General features: G+C 66.5%; 19 protein-coding genes and 1 tRNA gene. 13 read left to right on the plus strand and 7 right to left on the minus strand.

The window, feature by feature from the left end; genetic code table 11:
* Positions 1 to 208 precede the first annotated feature (208 nt).
* Genes NUW81_RS00895 through msrA form a run of 4 tightly spaced genes read left to right on the plus strand, consistent with a single transcriptional unit; the run spans position 209 to position 3693 of the window.
* Positions 209 to 1696: an FMN-binding glutamate synthase family protein gene (locus NUW81_RS00895; RefSeq protein WP_245109365.1), complete on the plus strand. Its 1488-nt coding sequence runs from the start codon at positions 209 to 211 to the stop codon at positions 1694 to 1696.
* 58 nt (positions 1697 to 1754) lie between these two features.
* Entirely contained in the window at positions 1755 to 2504 is a 750-nt protein-coding gene (locus NUW81_RS00900; RefSeq protein ID WP_245109367.1) for a fatty acid desaturase, read from the plus strand.
* Positions 2501 to 3043: a sterol desaturase family protein gene (locus NUW81_RS00905; RefSeq protein WP_245109369.1), complete on the plus strand. Its 543-nt coding sequence runs from the start codon at positions 2501 to 2503 to the stop codon at positions 3041 to 3043. The genes NUW81_RS00900 and NUW81_RS00905 overlap by 4 nt, the downstream gene beginning before the upstream one ends.
* Positions 3043 to 3693, plus strand: a complete 651-nt coding sequence (gene msrA / locus NUW81_RS00910; protein WP_245109371.1) for a peptide-methionine (S)-S-oxide reductase MsrA — start codon at positions 3043 to 3045, stop codon at positions 3691 to 3693. The genes NUW81_RS00905 and msrA overlap by 1 nt, the downstream gene beginning before the upstream one ends.
* Here msrA and NUW81_RS00915 read toward each other — a convergent pair.
* The 4 genes from NUW81_RS00915 to NUW81_RS00930 form a co-directional block, all read right to left on the minus strand.
* Positions 3690 to 5432, minus strand: a complete 1743-nt coding sequence (locus NUW81_RS00915; RefSeq protein ID WP_245109373.1) for a BCCT family transporter — start codon at positions 5430 to 5432, stop codon at positions 3690 to 3692. The two genes, msrA and NUW81_RS00915, sit on opposite strands and share 4 nt — an antisense overlap.
* Before the next feature lie 300 nt (positions 5433 to 5732).
* Positions 5733 to 6773, minus strand: coding sequence for a hypothetical protein (locus tag NUW81_RS00920; RefSeq protein WP_245109375.1), 1041 nt, complete (start codon positions 6771 to 6773; stop codon positions 5733 to 5735).
* A 269-nt stretch (positions 6774 to 7042) separates the two neighbouring features.
* Entirely contained in the window at positions 7043 to 8545 is a 1503-nt protein-coding gene (locus NUW81_RS00925; RefSeq protein ID WP_245109377.1) for a ShlB/FhaC/HecB family hemolysin secretion/activation protein, read from the minus strand.
* 58 nt (positions 8546 to 8603) lie between these two features.
* Positions 8604 to 8693 (minus strand) — tRNA-Ser (locus NUW81_RS00930).
* Positions 8694 to 8842: 149 nt separating this feature from the next.
* Between NUW81_RS00930 and NUW81_RS00935 the strand changes: the two genes are divergently transcribed.
* The 8 genes from NUW81_RS00935 to NUW81_RS00970 all read left to right on the plus strand — a co-directional run bounded on the left by NUW81_RS00935 (position 8843) and on the right by NUW81_RS00970 (position 16408).
* Entirely contained in the window at positions 8843 to 9940 is a 1098-nt protein-coding gene (locus NUW81_RS00935) for a lytic murein transglycosylase (RefSeq protein WP_260508517.1), read from the plus strand.
* A gap of 69 nt (positions 9941 to 10009) precedes the next feature.
* Positions 10010 to 11173, plus strand: a complete 1164-nt coding sequence (locus NUW81_RS00940; RefSeq protein ID WP_245109383.1) for a D-alanyl-D-alanine carboxypeptidase family protein — start codon at positions 10010 to 10012, stop codon at positions 11171 to 11173.
* A gap of 3 nt (positions 11174 to 11176) precedes the next feature.
* On the plus strand, positions 11177 to 11806 hold the full coding sequence (gene tmk, locus NUW81_RS00945) for a dTMP kinase (RefSeq protein ID WP_245109386.1): 630 nt from the start codon (positions 11177 to 11179) through the stop codon (positions 11804 to 11806).
* The gene (locus tag NUW81_RS00950) at positions 11803 to 12771 is read left to right on the plus strand and encodes a DNA polymerase III subunit delta' (protein WP_245109388.1); all 969 of its coding nucleotides are present in this window, start codon (positions 11803 to 11805) and stop codon (positions 12769 to 12771) included. The genes tmk and NUW81_RS00950 overlap by 4 nt, the downstream gene beginning before the upstream one ends.
* Positions 12772 to 12781: 10 nt before the next feature.
* Positions 12782 to 14287, plus strand: a complete 1506-nt coding sequence (metG, locus tag NUW81_RS00955) for a methionine--tRNA ligase (protein ID WP_245109390.1) — start codon at positions 12782 to 12784, stop codon at positions 14285 to 14287.
* On the plus strand, positions 14284 to 15063 hold the full coding sequence (locus NUW81_RS00960) for a TatD family hydrolase (RefSeq protein WP_245109392.1): 780 nt from the start codon (positions 14284 to 14286) through the stop codon (positions 15061 to 15063). Before metG ends, NUW81_RS00960 begins: the two co-directional genes overlap by 4 nt.
* Entirely contained in the window at positions 15060 to 15824 is a 765-nt protein-coding gene (locus tag NUW81_RS00965; RefSeq protein WP_245109395.1) for an MBL fold metallo-hydrolase, read from the plus strand. Before NUW81_RS00960 ends, NUW81_RS00965 begins: the two co-directional genes overlap by 4 nt.
* Entirely contained in the window at positions 15821 to 16408 is a 588-nt protein-coding gene (locus NUW81_RS00970) for a retropepsin-like aspartic protease family protein (RefSeq protein ID WP_245109397.1), read from the plus strand. The genes NUW81_RS00965 and NUW81_RS00970 overlap by 4 nt, the downstream gene beginning before the upstream one ends.
* A 143-nt stretch (positions 16409 to 16551) precedes the next feature.
* On the opposite strand, the gene NUW81_RS00975 is transcribed toward NUW81_RS00970, so the two are convergent.
* Positions 16552 to 17805, minus strand: a complete 1254-nt coding sequence (locus tag NUW81_RS00975) for a DUF819 family protein (RefSeq protein ID WP_245109399.1) — start codon at positions 17803 to 17805, stop codon at positions 16552 to 16554.
* Between the two features lie 94 nt (positions 17806 to 17899).
* Here NUW81_RS00975 and mazG point away from each other — a divergent pair, with 94 nt between their 5' ends.
* The gene (mazG, locus tag NUW81_RS00980; protein WP_245109402.1) at positions 17900 to 18667 is read left to right on the plus strand and encodes a nucleoside triphosphate pyrophosphohydrolase; all 768 of its coding nucleotides are present in this window, start codon (positions 17900 to 17902) and stop codon (positions 18665 to 18667) included.
* Here the strand turns inward: mazG and hflX are convergent.
* Together hflX and hfq are read right to left on the minus strand one after the other, a co-directional pair.
* A complete protein-coding gene (gene hflX / locus NUW81_RS00985; protein ID WP_245109404.1) occupies positions 18664 to 19953 on the minus strand; it encodes a GTPase HflX in 1290 nt (429 codons plus the stop codon). The two genes, mazG and hflX, sit on opposite strands and share 4 nt — an antisense overlap.
* Positions 19950 to 20381, minus strand: a complete 432-nt coding sequence (gene hfq, locus NUW81_RS00990; RefSeq protein WP_245109407.1) for an RNA chaperone Hfq — start codon at positions 20379 to 20381, stop codon at positions 19950 to 19952. The genes hflX and hfq overlap by 4 nt, the downstream gene beginning before the upstream one ends.
* Between the last annotated feature and the right edge of the window lie 5 nt (positions 20382 to 20386).

The following is a 20386-nucleotide window of genomic DNA, read 5'->3' on the forward strand; positions in this document are numbered from 1 at the left end:
GGGTGCAGAAATACGCGGGAAGGGGCTCCGGCGGCATCGGAGCGGAGCGCTAAGCGCGACGCCTTAGACCGGCCCACCAAGGACCCAAGGCCTAGGTCGATCCCGCTAGGGCAGTTGTCCTTTTCGGTGCTTTCGCGGGGCCTCGGTCAGGCGGCTGGCATCCTTGCTGCGCATCGTGCATTTGTTACGCAGGCGCAAAGGAGTTCCCGTGACGACAACCGAGACCATCCTCAACTATCTCGCCATCGGCTTCATCTGGCTGCTCGGCATCGGCGTGTTGGCGGTGGCGGTGCTGTTCGTGATCGACGTCAGCCAGCGGACCGACACGGTGCGGCGCAACTTCCCCGTGATCGGGCGCTTCCGCCACCTGTTCAGCCGGCTCGGCGAATTCTTCCGGCAATATTTCTTCGCGATGGACCGCGAGGAAATGCCCTTCAACCGCGCCCAGCGCGACTGGGTCGATCGCGCCGCCTCGGGCAAGGGCGACGTGCGCCCGTTCGGCTCGACCAAGAACCTCCAGCCGGTGGGCACGCCGATCTTCGTCAACGCGGCCTGGCCGACGCTCGACGAGGATGCGGTGGAGGCCGCGCCGCTGCTGATCGGGCCGGGGGCGAGGCGCCCCTATGAGGCGCCGAGCTTCTTCAACATGAGTTCGATGAGCTACGGTTCGCTGTCCAAGCCCGCCGTGCGCGCGCTGTCGCTCGGCACGGCCAAGGCGGGCTGCTGGATGTCGACGGGGGAAGGGGGGCTGGCGCCCGCGCATCTCGAGGGCGGGGGCGACATCGTCTTCCAGCTTGGCACCGCCAAATATGGCGCGCGCAATGACGATGGCAGTCTCAACGAGGAGAAATTGAAGGCGATCGCCGCGCATGAGGAAGTGCGGATGATCGAGTTGAAGCTCGCCCAAGGGGCCAAGCCCGGCAAGGGCGGCATCCTGCCCGCCGACAAGGTGACCGCCGAGATCGCCGAGATCCGCGGCATCCCCGAGGGCAGGGACAGCATCTCGCCCAATCGCCATCCCGAGATTTCGAACGACGAGGAACTGCTCGACTTCATCGACCGGCTGCGCCGCGTGTCGGGGCTGCCGGTGGGGATCAAGACCGTGCTCGGCGATGATTGCTGGCTCGACGGCTTCTTCGAGGCGATCATGCGGCGCGGCAAGGAGAGTGCGCCCGATTTCATCACCATCGACGGGGGCGATGGCGGGACCGGCGCGGCGCCGATGCCGCTGATGGACAATGTCGGCATGGTCATCCACGAGGCGCTGCCGCTGGCAGTGGACCTGCGCGCCAAGCACGGGCTGACCGAGCGCATCCGGATCGTCGTGTCGGGCAAGCTGATCACCCCCTCGGATATCGCCTGGGCGCTGGCGGCGGGCGCCGATTTCATCAATGCGGCGCGCGGTTTCATGTTCGCCATCGGCTGTATCCAGGCGATGAAGTGCCACACCAACAATTGCCCGACCGGCGTGACGACCCACAAGAAGCGGCTCCAGCGCGGGCTGGTGCCCGAGGAGAAGTCCGAGCGGGTGGCGCATTTCGTCGACCAGATGCGCAAGGAAGTGGGGGTGATCGCGCACAGCTGCGGGGTGGCGAGCCCGCGCGATCTCCAGCGCCATCACGTGCGCATCGTCTGTCCCGACGGGCGGACGCGGCGGATGGACGCGATGCATCCCGACCCGGTGCGGCAAAGCTAGGAGTGCCGGGCCGTTCAGCCTTGTTTCACCGCTGCCTGCTATAGGCTAGGCAAGGATCATGGAACGTGACGCCGCCCTCCGCCAGACCTCGATCGGCCTCCTGCTTGCCGCGCTGATCATCGGCGCGTGGGCGGGCGGGCATGTCGCGGCGGTGTGGGTGCTCGTCGCATGGGAGCAGCCGTGGCTCGCCATCGCGCTCTTCCTCGTCCAGACGTGGCTGTCGGTGGGGCTGTTCATCATCGCCCATGACGCGATGCACGGCTCGCTCGCGCCCGGCGCGCCGCGGGTCAACCGGCTGGTCGGGCGGGTGGCGCTCCGGCTCTATATGGGGTTCAGCTTCGACCGGCTCCATCCCAAGCATCACGCGCATCACGACCATGTCGGCACCGAGGGCGATCCCGATTTCGATGCCGCCAATCCGACGAACCTGCCGCGCTGGTACGCCACTTTCATGGGGCGCTATCTCGACTGGTATGTCTTCTGGGTCACGGGGGCGATCGTCATCACCTATGGCGCGATCCTTTATGCGGTCGGCGGCTGGGAGCGGCTGGCGCATATCCTGTTCTGGGCGGGCCCCTCGCTTGCCGCCTCGATGCAGCTCTTCTATTTCGGCACCTATCGCCCGCACCGCCATGTCGAGGGCGAGGCCTTTGCCGATCATCACAATAGCCGGTCGAACGACTTTCCGGTGTGGGGCAGCCTGTTGAGCTGTTTCCATTTCGGCTATCATCACGAACATCACCTTCATCCCGGCACGCCCTGGTGGCGCCTGCCGCGGGTGCGGCAACGGACGAAGAACGCCTCATGAGTTTCGACTTTCTCTCGACCTTTCCCGTCTGGCAGGGGCTGCTGATCGCTTTCGGTGTGGTCGCTGCCATGGAGCTGACGGCCTATGCGGTGCATCGCTGGGTGATGCACGGGGCGCTGGGCTGGGGCTGGCATGCCTCGCACCACGAGAAAACACACGGCCTGTTCGAGAAGAACGACCTCTACGCCGTCGTCTTCGCGGGGCTGGCGATCGTCATGTTCACGGTGGGGGCGCTGGGGCCGGTGTGGCTGTGGTATGTCGGGCTCGGCACGACGCTCTACGGCATCCTCTATTTCATCGCGCATGACGGGCTGGTGCACCAGCGCTGGCCGTTCCGGATCGTGCCCAAGTCGGGCTATGCGCAGCGGCTTTACCAGGCGCACCGGCTGCATCATGCGGTCGACGGGCGCGATGGCTGCGTGTCCTTCGGTTTCCTCTACGCCCCGCCGGTGCGGGTGCTGAAAGAGCAGCTCAAGCGTAACCATCCACGCGGCGTGCGCGAACCGGAGGATGTCCCCGAACTCCAGACAGGTGCGTGATGCGACCCTTTGCCCTTGCCCTTCTTTCCTCCCTCGCGCTGGCCGCCTGCGGGTCGGCATCGGCGAGTGGCTATGAGAAGGTGCCGGCGGCAAGGCTGGTGATCGAGAATGACGCGGCCAGCGAGACGGCGGTGTTCGCCGGTGGCTGTTTCTGGGGCGTCGAGGCGGTGTTCGAACAAGTGAAGGGCGTGCGCTCGGCCGTGTCGGGCTTTTCGGGCGGCGCGTCGCGCAAGGTCAGCTACCGTCAGGTCGTGTCGGGTGGCACCGGGCATGCGGAGGCGGTGAAGGTTGTCTTCGATCCGCGCATCGTCTCCTATGCCGAACTCATGCGGGTCTATTTCTCGGTGATTGCCGATCCCACCCAGCTCAACCGGCAGGGCCCCGATGTCGGCCCGCATTATCGGACTGCCTTCTTCCCGATGGATGCGCGGCAGGAACGACAGGCGCGCGCCTTTATCGCACAGCTCGGGCGGGCAGGGGTCTATGACAGTCCGATCGTGACGAGGATCGAGGATTGGTCGCATTTCATCCCGGCCGCGACCTACCATCAGGATTTCGCGAGGAAGAACCCGCGCCATCCCTATATCGTGCGCCACGACGCGCCAAAGGTGGCGGCCTTCAGGCGACTTTTTCCCGAGCTTCGCCGCTAATCGGCCCCGTCGCGCGGCGGCGTGTTCTCGGTCCATTCGTCGGTCGTGGCAGTGGTGGAAACACCATGATGCTTGCGCCGGAGGTCCCAAACGACCGCCTTCACGATCGCGACCGCCATGATGGCGACGACGAAGGAGAAGGGCAGCGCGCCGAGGATCATGGTAGTGCGGATCGCATCGATCCCGCCGAGCACCAGCATCGAGCCGACCATGAAGGCGAGGGCCGCGCCCCAGAAGATGATGTGGCGACGGCGCTGTCCCTCGGTCTCGCCGGCACCGTTGATCGTGTTGATGATGAGGATCGCGCTGTCGACCGAAGTGACGAGATAGGTCAACAAGAGGAAGACGATGAGCCCCGACACGATGGCGGCGACGCCCGGGTCGAGGAGCACCGCGATGGTGGCGTAGAGCTGGTCGGAAAGCGCGGTGTCGAGAATGCGACCGCCGGCCTCGCCCGACAGTTCGAGCGAGATGGCGGTGCCACCGGCCAGCGTCATCCAGATGAAGCAGATCAGCGAGGGAACGAGGACGACACCGAAGACATATTCGCGAATGGTGCGCCCGCGCGAGATGCGGGCGATGAACATGCCCACGAAGGGTGCAAAGGCGATCCACCATGCCCAGTAGAAGATCGACCAGTCGAGCTGCCACTGGCGCTGCGCGGTGGCAATCTCGCTGCCGTCATCGCCATAGATGCGCAGCGAAAGTTCGGGCAGGTGGCGCAGATAGTCTAGGATACCGGCACCGAGCAGTTCGAGCGCGAACAGGCTCGCACCCGCCACCGCGAAAAGCGCGAGGAGGGCGAAGGACAGCCCCATGTTGATGTTCGAGAGCCATTTGATGCCGCGCCCGACGCCGGTCAGCGCGCTGATGGTCGAAGCGCCGACGAGGACCACGAGCGCGAGCACGATGGCGGGCAGGGTGGCGCTGCCGTCCTCGACCAGCCAATCGCCAAAGCCGACGCGGTCGAGCCCGGCGACGAACTGTTCGACACCGAGCCCCATCGTCACCGCGACGCCGAGGATGGTGGCGACGACCGCGACCACGTCGACGACATGCCCGCCGAGCCCCGACATGCGGGTGCCGAACAGCGGTGCGAGCGCCGAGCGGACGGTCAGCGGAAGATCCCGGCGATAGGCGACATAGCCAATCGCGAGGCCGACCAGCGCATAAGTACACCAGGCGGCCAGCCCCCAGTGCAGGAAAGTGTAGCGATAGGCGGGGATGACGGCTTCGGTCGATGCAGGGCTGATGGTGCCCGCGATGATCTCGGGATTGTTCGTGAAATGGGCGAGCGGTTCCCCGGTGGAATAGGTCAGCATCCCGATGCCGATGCCGGCGCCGAACAGCATGGCGAACCAGCTCAACCGGGAGAATTCGGGCTTCTCGCCGGGAAGGCCGATGGTGAGGCTGCCGCTGCGCGGGGCCAGCGCGAGCAGGAAGCAGACGAGCATGAGCGCGGCGACGAGATAGACATACCAGCCGCCGAAGCGGCCGATGATCGCGCTGTTGGCCGCGCCCAGCGTTTCGTTGGCGCTGACGGGGAAGAAGATCGCCCAGAGGATGAGGAGCGACACGGTGACCTTGGCGGGCACCGTGACCGCACGGCTGAACCCCTCATAGAAACCGCGATCATGGGTCTTGATCGGCAAATGCGTCAGTGGCGGTTCGATCGGGAAATCGTCTTCGGGCCGGTGCGCGCGCGTGCCCTCTGCGCGCTGCTGTTCGGGATGGTCCATTGGTCTTGCTCCGCCTCGTGATCGATGGCGCAAGACGAAGGATCAGCCACGTCCCGCGGGGGTGTGGACGGCCCATCCTAGGGTGTCGGCTAGCGAACACAACAGCAGCACGAGGAAAAATGGCGGAGAGGGTGGGAGCGGCAGGCTCGCGCCTACATCACCCAGCTTGGCCCGTCGTGGTGGCGGAAGGCTGTCACCAGGATTTCGCGAAGAAGAACCTGCGCCATCCCCATATCGTGCGGCATGACGCGTCCAAGGTGGCGGCGTTCAAGCGGCTGTTTCCCGAACTCGAGCGCTAGATCAACGACGCCCGACGAGCATCGGGTCGTCGAAGCGCCGTTTGATGCGCACCGAGCAGTCGGCGTGAAGCTGGCGATCGAGGGGCAGCGTGCGTGACGTGAAGTCGAACAGGCCGAAATGCGACATCACGCCTGTCGACAAGATCCGCGTTCCGGTCTCGTCGGTCCAGACGCGCCGACCGTGGCCGGACAAGACACATTCGGTGAGGCTGCCGCTTTGTTCGCGGTGGAGCGCCGCGGCCGGTTGGCGGCCCGGCTGCGGGACGATCATGAGCGGCGGGCGCGGTAGCGTCGTGCCGGGGGGCGTGGTCGTCGTGGTCGGCGTCGGGGTAACGGTCGTCAATTGACCGACCGGCTGCGGGCCCTGCGTGGTCGGCTGGGGACGCGGCAGGGTAGGGACGGCAACCATCGGCGGCACGCGGATGGGCTGCGGCTGCGGGATTTGCTGGGGAACGGGCTGGGGTACCATTTGCGGTATCGGGGTGGGCACCTGCATCGGGGTCGGCACCTGCTGGGGCGGGAGGACCGGCTGGGGCATGTTGACGACCGGATCGGGCGGGACCTGCTGCGTCGACGGCTGGGGCGGGATCGCCATCGGGGTCGGTGTCTGCTGCGGCGGGAGGACCGGCTGGGGGACGTTGACGACCGGATCGGGTGGCACCTGCTGCGTCGGTGGCTGCGGCGGGATCGCCATCGGGGTAGGGGTCTGCTGCGGCGGGAGGACCGGCTGGGGCACGTTGACGACCGGATCGGGTGGCACCTGCTGCGTCGGTGGCTGCGGCGGGATCGCCATCGGGTTCGGAACCTGTTGGGGCGGGAGGACCGGCTGGGGGACGTTGACGACCGGATCAGGCGGGACCTGCTGCGTCGGCGGCTGGGGCGGGATCGCCATCGGGGTCGGTGTCTGCTGCGGCGGGAGGACCGGCTGGGGCACGTTGACGACCGGATCGGGCGGGACCTGCTGCGTCGGTGGCTGGGGCGGGATCGCCATCGGGTTCGGCACCTGCTGGGGCGGGAGGACCGGCTGGGGGATGGCGTACACGGGCTCGGGCGGCACTTGCTGTCTGGGTGGCTCGGGCGGGACCGCGTAGGTGGGCTTGCCGTCGGTAGGGGGGAGGGCAGTCTGGCTCGGTTGCGTGTTGGTTGGCTGCGTCGGGGTGATCGTCGTGGTGTCGGGGACGGACCCGCAGGCGCTATTCTGATGCGGGTTCCCGATCCCCTGGCACCAACCGTAATGATGCCCCTGCGCCACCGCGTCGGGGGCGGCGGCGAGCAGCCAGAGAAAGAAGGCGGCAAGGGAAAGCAGGCGGGTCATCGGGTGAAAGCCTTGCTGATGCGGGCATAGATGGCGAGGTTGCCGGCGTCGCTGCGCGGTCCGTCGGCGAGCGGAACGGCGAGCCAGCTTTCGAATCCCCACCCCGACGAGATATGAGCGCGTACACCCGCGCCGGTCGAGGCGAGGCGATAGTCGTCTCCGGCAGAGAGGCGGTTGGCGCGCTGGCGGAAAGCGCCGGCTTCGAGAAAGGTGAAGACCGACAGCTGCGCATCACTGCCATCCTCGAGGAGGTGGTCGAGCGACAGCGCGCCGATCGCGGCATCGTCGCCAACCGCCTCGCCAAGGCCGTAGCCGCGTAGCGAGGGCTGGTGACCGGCATAATAGCGCTCGAGCGCGGGCAGGTCGTCGAACGCGAGTTGGCCCGCCAGTTCGACCTGGACCTGGCTCTTTCCTCCGAGGGGCAGCGCGAGTCCGATCACGCCGTTGAGATGCGCGAAGCCGGCATCGTCCTCGCCCGGCGCAACCAGCGAGGCGTCGTCGCTGACGCCGATACTCGCGGCCAGTTCTGCTTCGACAAAGGTGCCATTGTCGGCGGTATGGCCCCCGACGAGGAAGGCGCGCAGTGCGCGGCTGCTGCTCTGGAAGTCGCTGCTGCCGAGGCGGCTCTCGGCGTCGCGATATTCGGCTTCGCCGATCATCATGAGAAAGGCGCCGGGCTTGCGCACCAGGGCGTGGCCGATGCCGATCGCGGCCTGTTTGCCCTCAAGCGTGCTGTCGACGCGGATCGTGCCGATGTCGCGTTCGCCAAAGGCGGTGCCGGCGCGCGCCTCGAGAAAGGTGCCGCTGCTGCCAAGCGGGGTGAGGTATCGCAGGATGCCTGCCAGTCCGACCCCGTCGTCGGGTTCGAGCGTGCCGACCGCGGTGGCCTGGAGCTGGTCGCCGGTCGACAGCAGCGAGGTGACGGCGGAGTCGAGGACGAGGCGGCCACCGGTGCCGGGTGCGATGTTGATCGTATCGAGCGAGACGAGAAAGGTGGGCCCGCGTTGCGTCCCGTGCAGTTCAAGGACCGCGCCGTCCCCGCCCTCGTGCTGGAGGCTTGCGCGAAGGTCGATGCCGGCAAGGTCGTCGGCGAGGAGGAAGCGGCGGTCGAAGTCCTGCTGTTTCGGCGCATCGATTCCCACGAGGGGCGTGAAGCGTTCCGCGATGGCGCGGGCGGCGTCATCATCGAGCCCGTCGATGCGTATCTCGTCGATGCGGCCCTCGTTGACCCGAAGGACCCACTGGCCATCGCGTTGGTAGGCGGTCGCTTCGGCGAGGAAATAGCCGTCTTCACGGTAGAGGATCTCGACCGCTTCGACGAGGTGGTGGTCGGTCAGCGTCTCGCCGGCCTCGCGGATATGCTGGATGGCATAATGGACGAGGTGGTCGGCGTCGTAGCGGGTGACGCCTTCGACAGCGATGCCATGGTCGGGCAGGCTCGCGGGCGGCGCGGGCAGCGGCGCGAGCAATGCAGCCGAGATAAGCGATAGCACCGTCATGACAACGCCCCTGCTATTCGAGGGGCATGATGCGTCCGGGGCATCGGAAAGACAAGCTTGGCGGAGAGGGTGGGATTCGAACCCACGGTGGACTTGCGCCCACGACGGTTTTCAAGACCGTTGCATTAAACCGCTCTGCCACCTCTCCGCAGGGCGCGGCGGAACACTTTTCGTCCACCTGCAATTCAGCAAGGCCTCGCTATGGCGAAAGGCCGGATCGTGCAAGGGCTGCGATGAACATGGATGTTTTTCCGGTCCGCGAGGGATAAGGATGGTTGCATGAGCGTAAGCCTATTGATGCGTATCTCCCTTCTTGTCGCGAGCCTGTTTGCCGCCGCGCTCCCCGCCTGCGGCCAGGAACGCGACCCGCTCGCCCCGCTGCCCGAGGGCGCCGCGAGCGGTGCCGCACAGGCCGCGCCCGCCGTGCCGCCGACGCCCGCGGGGGCGATGAGCTGGGAGGCCTATAAGCGCCACCTCGCCGCGCGTAGCCTCGCCGAAGGGATCAGCCAGCGAACCGTCGATGCGGTCATCCCGGGATTGCGCATCAACCAGCGCTCGATCGACCTCGACCGCTCGCAGCCGGGCGGCTCGCCGGGCTCGACGCGGATCCCGCCCTATGCGCCCTACCAGCGCAAGCATGTCACGAGCGACATCATCAGCCGCGGCAAGGCCGAGGTGCGGCAGCACTGGACCACGCTCAACCGCATCCAGCAGCAATATGGTGTCGACAAGGACGTCATCGTCGCCATTTATGGCAAGGAGACGAGCTACGGGCGGATCATGGGCAATTTCGACCTGTTCGAGGCGCTCGGCAGCCTCGCCTGGGAAGGACGCCGCCGCGACTTGTTCGAGGGCGAGTTCGTCGCTGCCATGAAGCTCATGGACAAGGGCTATACGCGCCGCCATCTCACCGGCAGTTATGCCGGCGCGGCGGGCAAGACGCAGTTCATGCCGACCAACATCCTCAAGCTCGCCAAGGACGGCGATGGCGATGGCTGGGCCGATATCTGGGGCTCGGAGCCCGACGCTTTCGCCTCGATCGCCAATTACATGGCCTCGAAGGGCTGGGAGCGCGGCATCGACTGGGGGATCGCGGTCAACGTGCCGCGCTCGCTCGACCGCAATGCCATCGCGCGGAAAACCCCGCCCGAGCGCTGTCCTGCAGTGTTCAACCGTCATAGCGAATGGAAGACGATGGCCGAGTGGCGCCGCCTCGGGGTGACGCCCGTGACGACGAGTTTTTCCGATGGTGTCATGCTCAAGCTGTTCGAGCCCGACGGGCCCGGTCGGACCGCCTATCTCCTGACGAGGAATTACGACCTCATCCTCGATTACAACTGCTCCAATTTCTACGCGCTCACCATCGGCCTCGTCGCCGACGCGATCGAGCGATAGCCCTTGAGGGCAGGGGCCCCGCCGTCCTAAGACCTTTCTTCCACATTCCTCTCGAAGGTTCGCTTGCCCATGCGCCTCTCCCTCCTGCCGCTCATCGCCCTTCCCGCTGCCGCTGCCGCGGTCGCCGCCGCGCCCAGCTTCGACGGGGAGGCGCCGATCGCCTATCTCATCGACCTGTCCTCGGGGCAGGTGCTCTACGAGAAGGACGCCGACCGGCAGATCCCGCCCGCCTCGATGGCCAAGATGATGACGACGCATGTCGCCTTCGAGCTGATCGATGCGGGCAAGCTCGACGAGGACAAGATGTGCACCGTGCGCCCCGAGACGTGGCGCGAATGGTCGGGGCCGCAGGCGGGCTCGACCATGTTCCTGTCGCCGGGCGAGGAAGTGAGCGTCGAGAACCTGCTTTACGGCGTGGTCACCGTGTCGGGGAACGATGCCACGATGGTGCTGGCCGAATGTATCTCGGGGACCTCGGAGGCCTTCGTCGACCGCATGAATGCGGCGGGCAAGGATCTGGGACTGACCGGCAGCCGGTTCGGCAATCCGGTCGGCTGGCCCGATGAGGGCGCGACGCTGGTCACCGCGCGCGATCTCGGCACGCTGGCGCGCTCGACCATCGAGGATCATCCGGAACTCTACGCCAAATATTATGGCAAGCAGGAATTCACCTGGGGCGAGACGCAGGGCGGCAAGCCGATCACCCAGCCCAACCGCAACCCCTTGTTCGGCAAGGTGTCGGGGGCCGATGGCCTCAAGACCGGCCACACCGAGGAAGCAGGCTATGGCTTCACCGGTTCGGCCGAGCGCGACGGTCGCCGCCTGATCATGGTGGTGGCGGGGCTCGACAGCTATGGCGGGCGCGTGTCGGAAAGCGTGAAGCTCATGGAATGGGGCTTCAACGCATGGGACACCATGCCGCTCTTCGCCGAGGGCGAGACGGTCTGGCAGGCGCAGGTCCAGCTCGGCAGTGCCGATACGGTCCCGCTGGTCGCGCCGCGCGACCTCGCCGCGAGCTTTGCCGGTGGCATCGCCGCCGATCCCACCGCCAAGATCCGTTACCAAGGGCCGCTCAAGGCCCCGATCGCCAAGGGCGACAAGGTGGCCGAGCTGGTCGTCACGGTCGATGGCGAGGAAGCGGTGCTGCCGCTGGTCGCGGGCGAGGCCGTCGAGGAAGCGGGCTTCTTCCGCCGCGCGATGATCGGGCTCAAGCAGCTCTTCGGCATGGCCTGACCGGTGGTGCGGGGGCGGTTCATCAGTCTCGAGGGCGGTGAGGGGGTCGGCAAGTCGACCCAGCTCGCCGCACTGGCGCAGGCGCTCGAGGGACGAGGGCTCGAGGTCGTGGTAACACGCGAGCCGGGCGGCAGCCCGGGCGCCGAGGCGATCCGCAAGCTCCTGCTCGAGGGCGAGGAAACGCGCTGGACGCCGCGCGCCGAGGCACTGCTGTTCGCCGCCGCGCGGGCCGACCATATCGCCAAGACGATCCGGCCCGCGCTCGACGAGGGTAAGTGGGTGCTCTCGGATCGTTTCCTCGACAGCTCGCTCGCCTACCAGGGCGAGGCGGGCGGGCTCGGGTTCGAGGCGATCCGCGACCTTCACCGCTTCGGCTCGGAGGATTTCCTGCCTGACCGTACGCTGGTGCTGCGGCTCGAGGGCGGGGAGGGAGCGCGCCGCGCCGCGACCCGCGACACCGATGGCGCCGACCGGATCGGCGGGCGCCCGCCATCCTATCATGCGATGGTCGATGCGGGCTTTGCCAAGAGCGCCGAAACGGATCCGGAGCGCGTGAAGCTGGTCGATGCCGGCGGCAGCGCGGCGACGGTGACGGCGCGGCTCCTCTATGCGCTGGGGGACCTGCTTCCATGATCATCGGACAGGAAGAAGCGGTCGGCCGTTTTGTGAAGGCGTGGCGCTCGGGCACACCGCATCACGCCTGGCTCCTTGCCGGCCCCAAGGGCGTGGGCAAGGCGACGTTCGCGCGGGCCGCGGCGCTGCGCGTGCTCGCCGAGGCCGCGGGACCGATGCCGGCGGGCGAAGGGCTCGAGGTCGCACCCGACCATCCGACCGCACATCTGATGGAAGCGGGCTCGCACCCCGATTTCCGGCGCCTCGAGCGGGGCATGAACAAGTCGGGTACAGCGCTCGCGCGCAACATCTCGGTGGCGCAGGTGCGCGAACTTGCCGGGTTGTTCGCGGTCACACCATCGCTCGGCGACTGGCGCGTCATCATCATCGACAGTGCCGACGATCTCGAGGCCAGCGCGGCCAACGCGCTGTTGAAGATGCTCGAGGAGCCGCCTGCCAAGACGCTCTTCTTCCTCATCACCCATGCGCCGGGCCGGCTGCTGCCGACGATCCGGTCGCGTTGCCGTCGTCTCGATTTCGCGCCGCTGTCGCAGCATGACGTTACGCGCGTGCTCGAACAGGTGCGCCCCAAGAGCGATGCGGCCGAGCGCGAACGGCTCGCGGCCCTGTCGGCTGGTTCGGCGGGGCGGGCGCTGGCGATTGCCGAGCATGACCTCACCCCGCTCGCCGAAGCGGCGAAGATGCTGATGCGCGAGGGCGATCCGACCAACGGCAAGCGCGCCGCGCTGGCCAAGAGCCTCGGCCTCAAGGCGGCGGCCGACCGTTACGCACTGTTCCTGTCGATGCTGCCGGGGCTGGTGGCGGAGGAGGCGCGGGGTGCCGAAGGCCAACGGCGCGAAACGCTGCTCGACGCTTATGCCGAGGCGCGGCGCACCGCGCAGCTCGCGCCGCGGCTGTCGAGCGACCCTGCCTCGACCATCTATGTGCTGACGGGCCATCTTGCGGCGGCGGCGCGGCACGGCTAGTCGCCGAGGCATGTCACAGCCCTATTATCTCTCCACCGCCATCTCCTATCCCAACGGCGCGCCGCATGTCGGCCACGCCTATGAAGCGATTGCCGCCGACGTCATGGCGCGCTTCCAGCGGGGGCTGGGCAAGGACGTCTATTTCCAGACCGGTACCGACGAGCATGGGCTGAAGATGGCGCAGACAGCGCGCGAGCAGGGGCTGACGCCCGCCGAACTGGGTGCGAAAATGTCGTCCATGTTCAAGACGATGGCCGATGACCTTGGCATCACTTACGACCGCTTCATCCGGACCACCGACGCGGACCACCACCGCGCCGCGCAGGCGCTGTGGAAGAAGCTCGAGGAGCGCGGCGACCTCTATCTCGGGCGCTACGAGGGCTGGTATTCGGTGCGCGACGAGGCCTTCTACAACGAAGACGAGCTTTTCAAGAGTGCAAGCGGCGAGAAGCTCTCACCTCACGGTACTCCCGTCGAATGGCAGGTAGAAGAAACCTGGTTCTTCAATCTGTCGGCCTACCAGCAGCCGTTGCTCGACCATATCGCCGCCAATCCCGATTTCATCGCGCCCAAGAGCCGCCGCAACGAGGTGGTGAGCTTTATCGAGGGCGGGCTTCGCGACCTGTCGGTGAGCCGCACCAGCTTCGACTGGGGCGTGCCGGTGCCGGGGTCGGAGGACCATGTCATGTACGTCTGGCTCGATGCGCTGACCAATTACATCACCGGTGTCGGCTATCCCGATGGCGGCGAGCGCTGGGACAAATATTGGCCCGCCGACTGTCACCTCATCGGCAAGGACATCATCCGCTTTCATGCGGTCTACTGGCCCGCCTTCCTGATGAGCGCGGGGATCGAATTGCCAAGACAGGTCTATGCCCACGGCTTCCTCCTCGGCGAGGGGGGAGTGAAAATGTCGAAGAGCCTCGGCAATGTGGTCGACCCGATGGCGATGGCGCGGCGTCATGGCGTCGATGCGCTGCGCTACTATCTCCTGCGCGAAGTGAGCTTCGGGCAGGACGGCAGCGTCGGGGAGGAGGGTCTGGTCACCCGCGTCAATGCCGAACTCGCCAACAGCTTCGGCAACCTTGCCCAGCGCACGCTCTCGATGATCCACAAGAACCTCGACGGGGTGATCCCCGCCGCGGGTGCGGAAGAGGCCGATGCCGCGTTGCTCGAAAAGGTTCGCGTGGCCTGTGAGGAACAGCTGCCAAGTCACTTCGAAGGCTGGTCTTTCGAGAAAGGCATCGAGGCGTGGCTGCAGGCGGTCTATGCCTGCAATGCCTATGTCGACGAGATGGCGCCCTGGGCGCTGCGCAAGACCGATCCCGAGCGGATGGCGGCGGTGCTCGGGACGCTGGCGGCAGCCATCAAGCCCTTGGCCGAGGCGGTCCTGCCGGTCGTGCCGACGGGCGCGCAGTCGGTGCTCGACCAGCTGGCGGCGGGCGAGGGCGGGGCACCGATCGCGAAACCGACCCCGGCCTTTCCGCGTCTGGAGATGAAGACGGAGGACGCATGAGCCTGATCGACAGCCACTGCCACCTCAATTACGAGGGCCTCATCGAGCGGCAGGACGAGGTGCTGGACGCGGCGCGTGCGCGCGGCGTCACGGGCATGCTCAACATCTCGACGCGGCAGAAGGAATGGGACGCCATCGTCGCTACCGCCGAGCGCAATGACGATGTCTGGGCGACCATCGGCGTGCATCCGCACGAGGCCGATGCACATCCCGATCTGGGCGTCGAGGCGCTGGTCGAGGCGGCCAAGCACCCCAAGGTGGTGGCCATCGGCGAATGCGGGCTCGATTATTATTACGACAAGTCGGACCGCGAGGCACAGAAGGCGCGCTTCCAGGCGCATATCGAGGCGGCGCGGATCACCGGGCTGCCGCTGGTCGTGCATACCCGCGAGGCGGAGGAAGACACCGCCGAGATGCTGGGCCGCGAGGTCGCCAAGGGCGGGGTGAAGGGCGTGCTGCACTGCTTCACCAGTTCGCAGTGGCTCGCCGACCGTGCGCTGGAGTTCGATTTCTACATTTCGCTCTCGGGCATCGTGACCTTCAAGAATGCGAAGGACTTGCAGGAAACCGCGAAGATGCTGCCGGCAGACCGTTTCCTCGTGGAGACCGACAGCCCGTTTCTCGCGCCGGTGCCGCATCGCGGCAAGACGTGCGAGCCGGCCTTCGTGGCCGACACGGCGGCCTTCGTCGCCGACCTGCGCGGCGAGGACCTCGGGGAACTGCAGGAGCGCACAAGCGCAAACTTCTTCCGGCTGTTTGACAAAGCGGCGGCGTGAAGGTTCGCATCCTCGGCTGCGGGACCTCGGGCGGGGTGCCGCATGTCGACGGGAACTGGGGCGCGTGCGATCCCGATAATGTGAAGAACCGGCGGCGTCGCTCCTCGATCCTCCTCGAGACCGGCGAGGGGCGCCTGCTGGTCGATTGCGGCCCCGATTGCCGCGAACAGCTGCTCGACGCGCAGGTGACGTCACTCGACGCCTGCGTCGTCACACATGATCATGCCGACCATTGTCACGGTATCGACGATTTGCGCGGGCTCGTGCGGAGGACGGGCAAGCGGTTGCCGCTGTGGGCGCGCGAGGAGACGCTGGACCAGCTCGAGCGGCGCTTCGCCTATGCCTTCGCCGGCTACCGCGGCTATCCGGCGCTGTTCGAGCCCGAGGCGCTCGGGTCGTCGCGGGACTGGCGGGGCGGCCGCTTCCGCTTCGTCGACCAGCCACACGGCGGCATCACGAGCCTCGGCATGCGATTTGATCGGCATGGAAAGAGTCTTGCGTATGCAATTGATTTTCATGACCTTACTGATGAGATGGCAGCCCTCTACGAGGGCGTGGACGTCTGGATCTGCGATTGCCTCGGGGTGAAACCGCATCCGACGCACGCCCATCTCGATGCGGTGATGGGCTGGGCGCGCGAGCTCGGTGTCGGGCAATTATGGCTCACGCACCTCGACATCGTGATGGATCATGCCCAGTTAAGTCAGATGCTGCCTGACTGGGCGGCGCCTTGTCATGACGGACTGGAAGTGAAGCTGTGACCAACGACTGGATGCTTGGCGGTGTCTATATCATGCTCGCGCTGGCGATCGTGGTGTCGGCGCTGCTGACGCGGCGCGAACCGATCGCCAAGCTGGCCAAGATGGCGTTGGCCTGGGTCGCCATTTTCGGCGCGGGCTTCGTGATCTTCACTTTCCGCGACGATCTCGGGATGGTCGGCGACCGGCTGAAATCCGAGGTGACGGGCGATCCGATCACCGCGCAGGGCGAAGTGCGCGTGCCAATGGCGATCGACGGCCATTTCTGGGTCGAGGTGGACGTCAACGGCATGCCGGTGAATTTCCTCGTCGACAGCGGCGCGACCATGACCACGTTGGGCCGGCCGACCGCCGAGGCCGCGGGCATCGCGATCAATCCGCGGCGCGACCAGATGGTGCGCACCGGCAATGGCGTGGTGCGCGTGTCGCGCGGGCGCGCCGACAGCCTGCGGCTCGGTCCGATCGAGCGCAACGACATGGCGGTTCATGTTACGGACCAGGCCGACCTCAACGTCATCGGCATGAACTTTTTGTCGTCGCTTGATCGATGGGGCGTCGAAGGGCGCTGGCTGGTGCTCGAACCCTAGGGGTCCGAAACGCGCCAGAACCATGGCCGCACCCATAGTCCGCTTAACATAATATATATTATCAGACTTGCGGGTTCATGCGTTGGTGAAGCCCCCTCACGCGCTTTTCCGCCATTTTTCGAACCGTCCCGTGGTCGGGCGCCTTAGCCCCCGACCACCATCCGCATCATCTCGGCGCACAGGATCGCGCCATAGGTGCCGAGCGCATAGCCGAGCACCGCGAGCAGCACGCCGACCGGCGCGAGCGCGGGATGGAAGGCCGCCGCGAGCACCGGCGCCGAGGCCGCGCCGCCGACATTGGCCTTCGAGCCGACGGCGATAAAGAAGAACGGCGCGCGGATCATCTTGGCCACCGCGAACAGCAGGATCGTGTGGACCAGCATCCAGATGATGCCGACGAGGAACAGCAGCGGGCGCTCCGCGACCGAGAAGATGTCCATCTTGGTGCCGATGATGGTGACGAGCAGGAAGATGAAGACGGTGCCGATCTTGGAGGCACCGGCACCCTCGAGCGAACGCGCGCGGGTGAAGCTCAGTGCGAGGCCATAGGTGGTGGCGACGACGACGACCCAGAAGAAGCCGCTGGTCAGCACGCTTTCCTCCATGCCCGGGATGGAGGCGATGGCGGGGCCGATGATCAGGGCGACGAGGTGCGACAGGCCGACGCCGGCGAAGGTCAGCGCGACCATCACCATGAAATCCTCGGTCTTCGAGACACGCTCGATCGAGGCCGAATAGTCGGCCATCTTGGTCTGGAGCCGCGTGATGGCGCTGCTGTCGGCTTTCAGCCAGCGGTCGATCGGCTCGGGATTGCCCGCGCCATAGAGCAGGAAGGCCATCCAGATGTTGGCCACCACGATGTCGACCGCGACCATCGCGGCATAATTTTCGATGTTGTAGCCATAGACTTCGAGCATGGCGGTCTGGTTGGCGCCGCCGCCGATCCAGCTGCCCGCGACGGTGGCGAGCCCCCGCCAGGCGGCGTCGGCCCCTTCCCCGCCCACGGTCTCGGGGCTGAAGCTGCCGACGATCGCGACCGCGATGGGGCCGCCGATGACGATGCCGATCGTGGCGGTGAAAAACATGATCAGCGCCTTCGGCCCGAGGCCGATAACCGCTTTCATATCAATACTTAGCGTGAGGAGGATGAGAGCGGCCGGCAGGAAATAGTCCTTCGCCACCTGCCACAGGTTGGTGTCGCTTGTGATGACGTTGAAGGAGGTCAGCAGCGAGGGAATGAGGTAGCACAACAGGATGATCGGCACGACGCCATAGAATTTGGCCCATTTGCCGCCGAGGCTGCGGGTCCAGAAGAGAAGGCCGAGAATGGCGGCGAGGATGCCGAAGGTGACGGCATCGGAAGTGATGAGCGCGGTGGGCGCGACCTGTTCGTCCACGAGAAATCCTGTAGCTGTTCGCCGGGCACCATGGCGGCTCCGGGGCCTCGGGAAAAGGCTTTTGATTCATCGCGGCCCGCGCCATGCTGCGCCCATGAGCGACCAGCAGAACAGCGCGGGCCTTGCGCGGCTCGTTTCCATCATGCGCCGATTGCGCGATCCCGAAACCGGCTGCGAATGGGACAGCGTTCAGGATTTCGGCACCATCGCCCCCTACACCATCGAGGAAGCCTATGAGGTCGCCGACGCCATCGCGCGCGGCGACATGGCCGATCTTGCCGAGGAACTGGGCGACCTCCAGCTGCAGGTGATCTTCCACAGTGTGATGGCCGAGGAGGAAGGCGCCTTCACGCTGGCCGACGTGTTCGCGAAGATTTCGGACAAGATGGAGCGGCGGCATCCGCATATCTTCGGCGAAGCGGAGAATGGCGGGCATCATCTGTGGGAAGAGATCAAGGCGGCCGAACGCAAGGACAAGGCCGAGGATGAAAGCGCGCTGGCCGGGGTGGCGCTCGCCCTGCCCGCGCTCGAACGCGCGCAGAAGCTGCAGAAGCGGGCGGCGCGCACCGGCTTCGACTGGCCCGATGCGAGCGGCGCCAAGGCCAAGATCCACGAGGAGCTGGCCGAGCTCGAGGAGGCTGAAGGCGCCGCGCATCGCGAGGAGGAGCTGGGCGACCTCCTGTTCGCGGTAGTGAACCTCGCACGCTTCCTGAAGATCGATGCCGAGGAGGCGCTGCGGAAGGCCAATCGCAAGTTCGAGAAACGCTTCCGCGCGATCGAGGCGCATCCCGAGTTCGCGGAACGCGATCTCGACGGCAAGGAAGAACTGTGGCGGGCCGCGAAGCTGTCGACCGCCGACTAGAGCGCGTTAAAGCGTTCCCAGTCCTTTTCGGACAGTTCGACGGTGAGGTGGATGCTTTCCCCATCCATGCGCTGGTCGAGGACCTTGCCATTGGCGTGCAGCCAGCTGAGGCGCTGGCCCTCGCTCACGGATAGCGAGATCTCGTGCCGGTTGCGATCGGGATCGAGTGCCTGGCCGACCACCTCGCGGAGATGTTCGACACCTTGCCCCGTCCCGGCGCTGATGAGGATCGCGCCGCGCGGGCCGGCGCGGCCTTCGAGTGTGGCATAATCGTCGGGGCTGAGGAGGTCGGCCTTGTTCCACACCTCGAGACGCGGCGGCCCCTTCCCCTCTTCGAGGCCGAGTTCGGCGAGCACCCCTTCGACATCCTCGGCCTGCGCTTCGGTATCGGGGTGCGAGATGTCGCGGACGTGAAGGATGAGGTCGGCGGAGGCGACCTCCTCCAATGTGGCGCGGAAGGCGGCGACAAGCTGTGTGGGCAAGTCGGAGACGAAGCCCACCGTGTCGGACAGGATGACCTTTTCGTGGCCCGGCAGCTTGACGCTGCGCATGGTCGGGTCGAGCGTGGCGAACAGAAGGTCCTTCGCCATGACAGAAGCTTCCGTCAGGCGATTGAAAAGCGTTGACTTTCCGGCGTTGGTATAGCCGACGAGCGCGACCACAGGCCACGGCGCGCGCTGTCGCCTGTCGCGGTGAAGGCCGCGGGTTTTCTTGACCTGCTCGAGCTCTTTCCTGATGCGCGCCATGCGGTCGCGGATCATGCGGCGGTCGGCCTCGATCTGGGTTTCGCCCGGGCCACCGAGGAAGCCGAAGCCGCCGCGCTGGCGCTCGAGGTGGGTCCATGAACGGACAAGGCGCCCGGCCTGGTAGTCGAGGTGGGCCAGCTCGACCTGGAGGCGGCCTTCGGCGGTGGCGGCGCGTTCGCCGAAGATTTCGAGGATGAGGCCGGTGCGGTCGATGACCTTGGTCTTGAGCCGGTCCTCGAGATTCTTCTGTTGCACGGGCGTGAGCGTGTGATCGACGATGGTCAGCGTGACATCGTCGGCGGCCGCTGCGGCGGCGATCTCGTCGACCTGCCCGCTGCCCAGCAGCGTGCCGGGGCGCAGCGTGCGGACGGTGAAGCTCATCGCCTCGGTCACATGGATGCCGATCGCCTCGGCAAGACCCTTGGCTTCCTCGGTACGGGCGTCGGCGTCGCGGCTGTGCGTATGGCGGGCGAGGACGGGCACGACGAGCAGCGCGCGCTGGCCCCCTGCCCCTTCCTCGTCGCGGTTGAAAACGCTCATCGATCCGCCTGCCCGTCGGAGATGGTGGCGATGGCATGCTTGAAGACGAGCTGGATGTCGCCGCCCTGCTGGAGGAGCAGCGCATAGGCGTCATGGCCGGCAAGACTGCCTTCGAGCGCGATGCCGTTCAGGAGGAACAGCTTCACGGACTGGCCGCGGCGGCGGGTGAGGAAGGCGTCCTGCCGGTCGCCGCGGGTGTGGCCCTCGACCTCGAAGGCGGCCTGGTCGCGCAGGAGCACGGTCGACACCCCTTGCTTGTAGACGAGCTGCTCGTGGCCGTCGCGCTGGAGCGTGAGGCTGTAGGCATCGAATCCGCTGATCAGCCCCTGGAGGCGCACGCCTTTCAGGAGGAAGATGGTCGCGGGCACCCCGCCCTTGCGGGCAAGATTGAGAAACTGGTCCTGCAGCGAGGACTTGGGCTGGGTCATGGGGT

It is taken from the genome of Sphingomicrobium aestuariivivum (assembly GCF_024721585.1).
Classification (GTDB): Bacteria; Pseudomonadota; Alphaproteobacteria; order Sphingomonadales; family Sphingomonadaceae; genus Sphingomicrobium; species Sphingomicrobium aestuariivivum.

Excerpts from the sequence above, each read along its gene's own strand:
- NUW81_RS00900 (WP_245109367.1), top strand. The coding sequence starts at position 1,755 with ATGGAACGTGACGCCGCCCTCCGCCAGACCTCGATCGGCCTCCTGCTT.
- NUW81_RS00905 (WP_245109369.1), top strand. The coding sequence starts at position 2,501 with ATGAGTTTCGACTTTCTCTCGACCTTTCCCGTCTGGCAGGGGCTGCTG.
- msrA (WP_245109371.1), top strand. The coding sequence starts at position 3,043 with ATGCGACCCTTTGCCCTTGCCCTTCTTTCCTCCCTCGCGCTGGCCGCC.
- NUW81_RS00915 (WP_245109373.1), bottom strand. The coding sequence starts at position 5,432 with ATGGACCATCCCGAACAGCAGCGCGCAGAGGGCACGCGCGCGCACCGG.
- NUW81_RS00925 (WP_245109377.1), bottom strand. The coding sequence starts at position 8,545 with ATGACGGTGCTATCGCTTATCTCGGCTGCATTGCTCGCGCCGCTGCCC.
- NUW81_RS00935 (WP_260508517.1), top strand. The coding sequence starts at position 8,843 with ATGCGTATCTCCCTTCTTGTCGCGAGCCTGTTTGCCGCCGCGCTCCCC.
- NUW81_RS00940 (WP_245109383.1), top strand. The coding sequence starts at position 10,010 with ATGCGCCTCTCCCTCCTGCCGCTCATCGCCCTTCCCGCTGCCGCTGCC.
- NUW81_RS00950 (WP_245109388.1), top strand. The coding sequence starts at position 11,803 with ATGATCATCGGACAGGAAGAAGCGGTCGGCCGTTTTGTGAAGGCGTGG.
- metG (WP_245109390.1), top strand. The coding sequence starts at position 12,782 with ATGTCACAGCCCTATTATCTCTCCACCGCCATCTCCTATCCCAACGGC.
- NUW81_RS00960 (WP_245109392.1), top strand. The coding sequence starts at position 14,284 with ATGAGCCTGATCGACAGCCACTGCCACCTCAATTACGAGGGCCTCATC.
- mazG (WP_245109402.1), top strand. The coding sequence starts at position 17,900 with ATGAGCGACCAGCAGAACAGCGCGGGCCTTGCGCGGCTCGTTTCCATC.
- hflX (WP_245109404.1), bottom strand. The coding sequence starts at position 19,953 with ATGAGCGTTTTCAACCGCGACGAGGAAGGGGCAGGGGGCCAGCGCGCG.
- hfq (WP_245109407.1), bottom strand. The coding sequence starts at position 20,381 with ATGACCCAGCCCAAGTCCTCGCTGCAGGACCAGTTTCTCAATCTTGCC.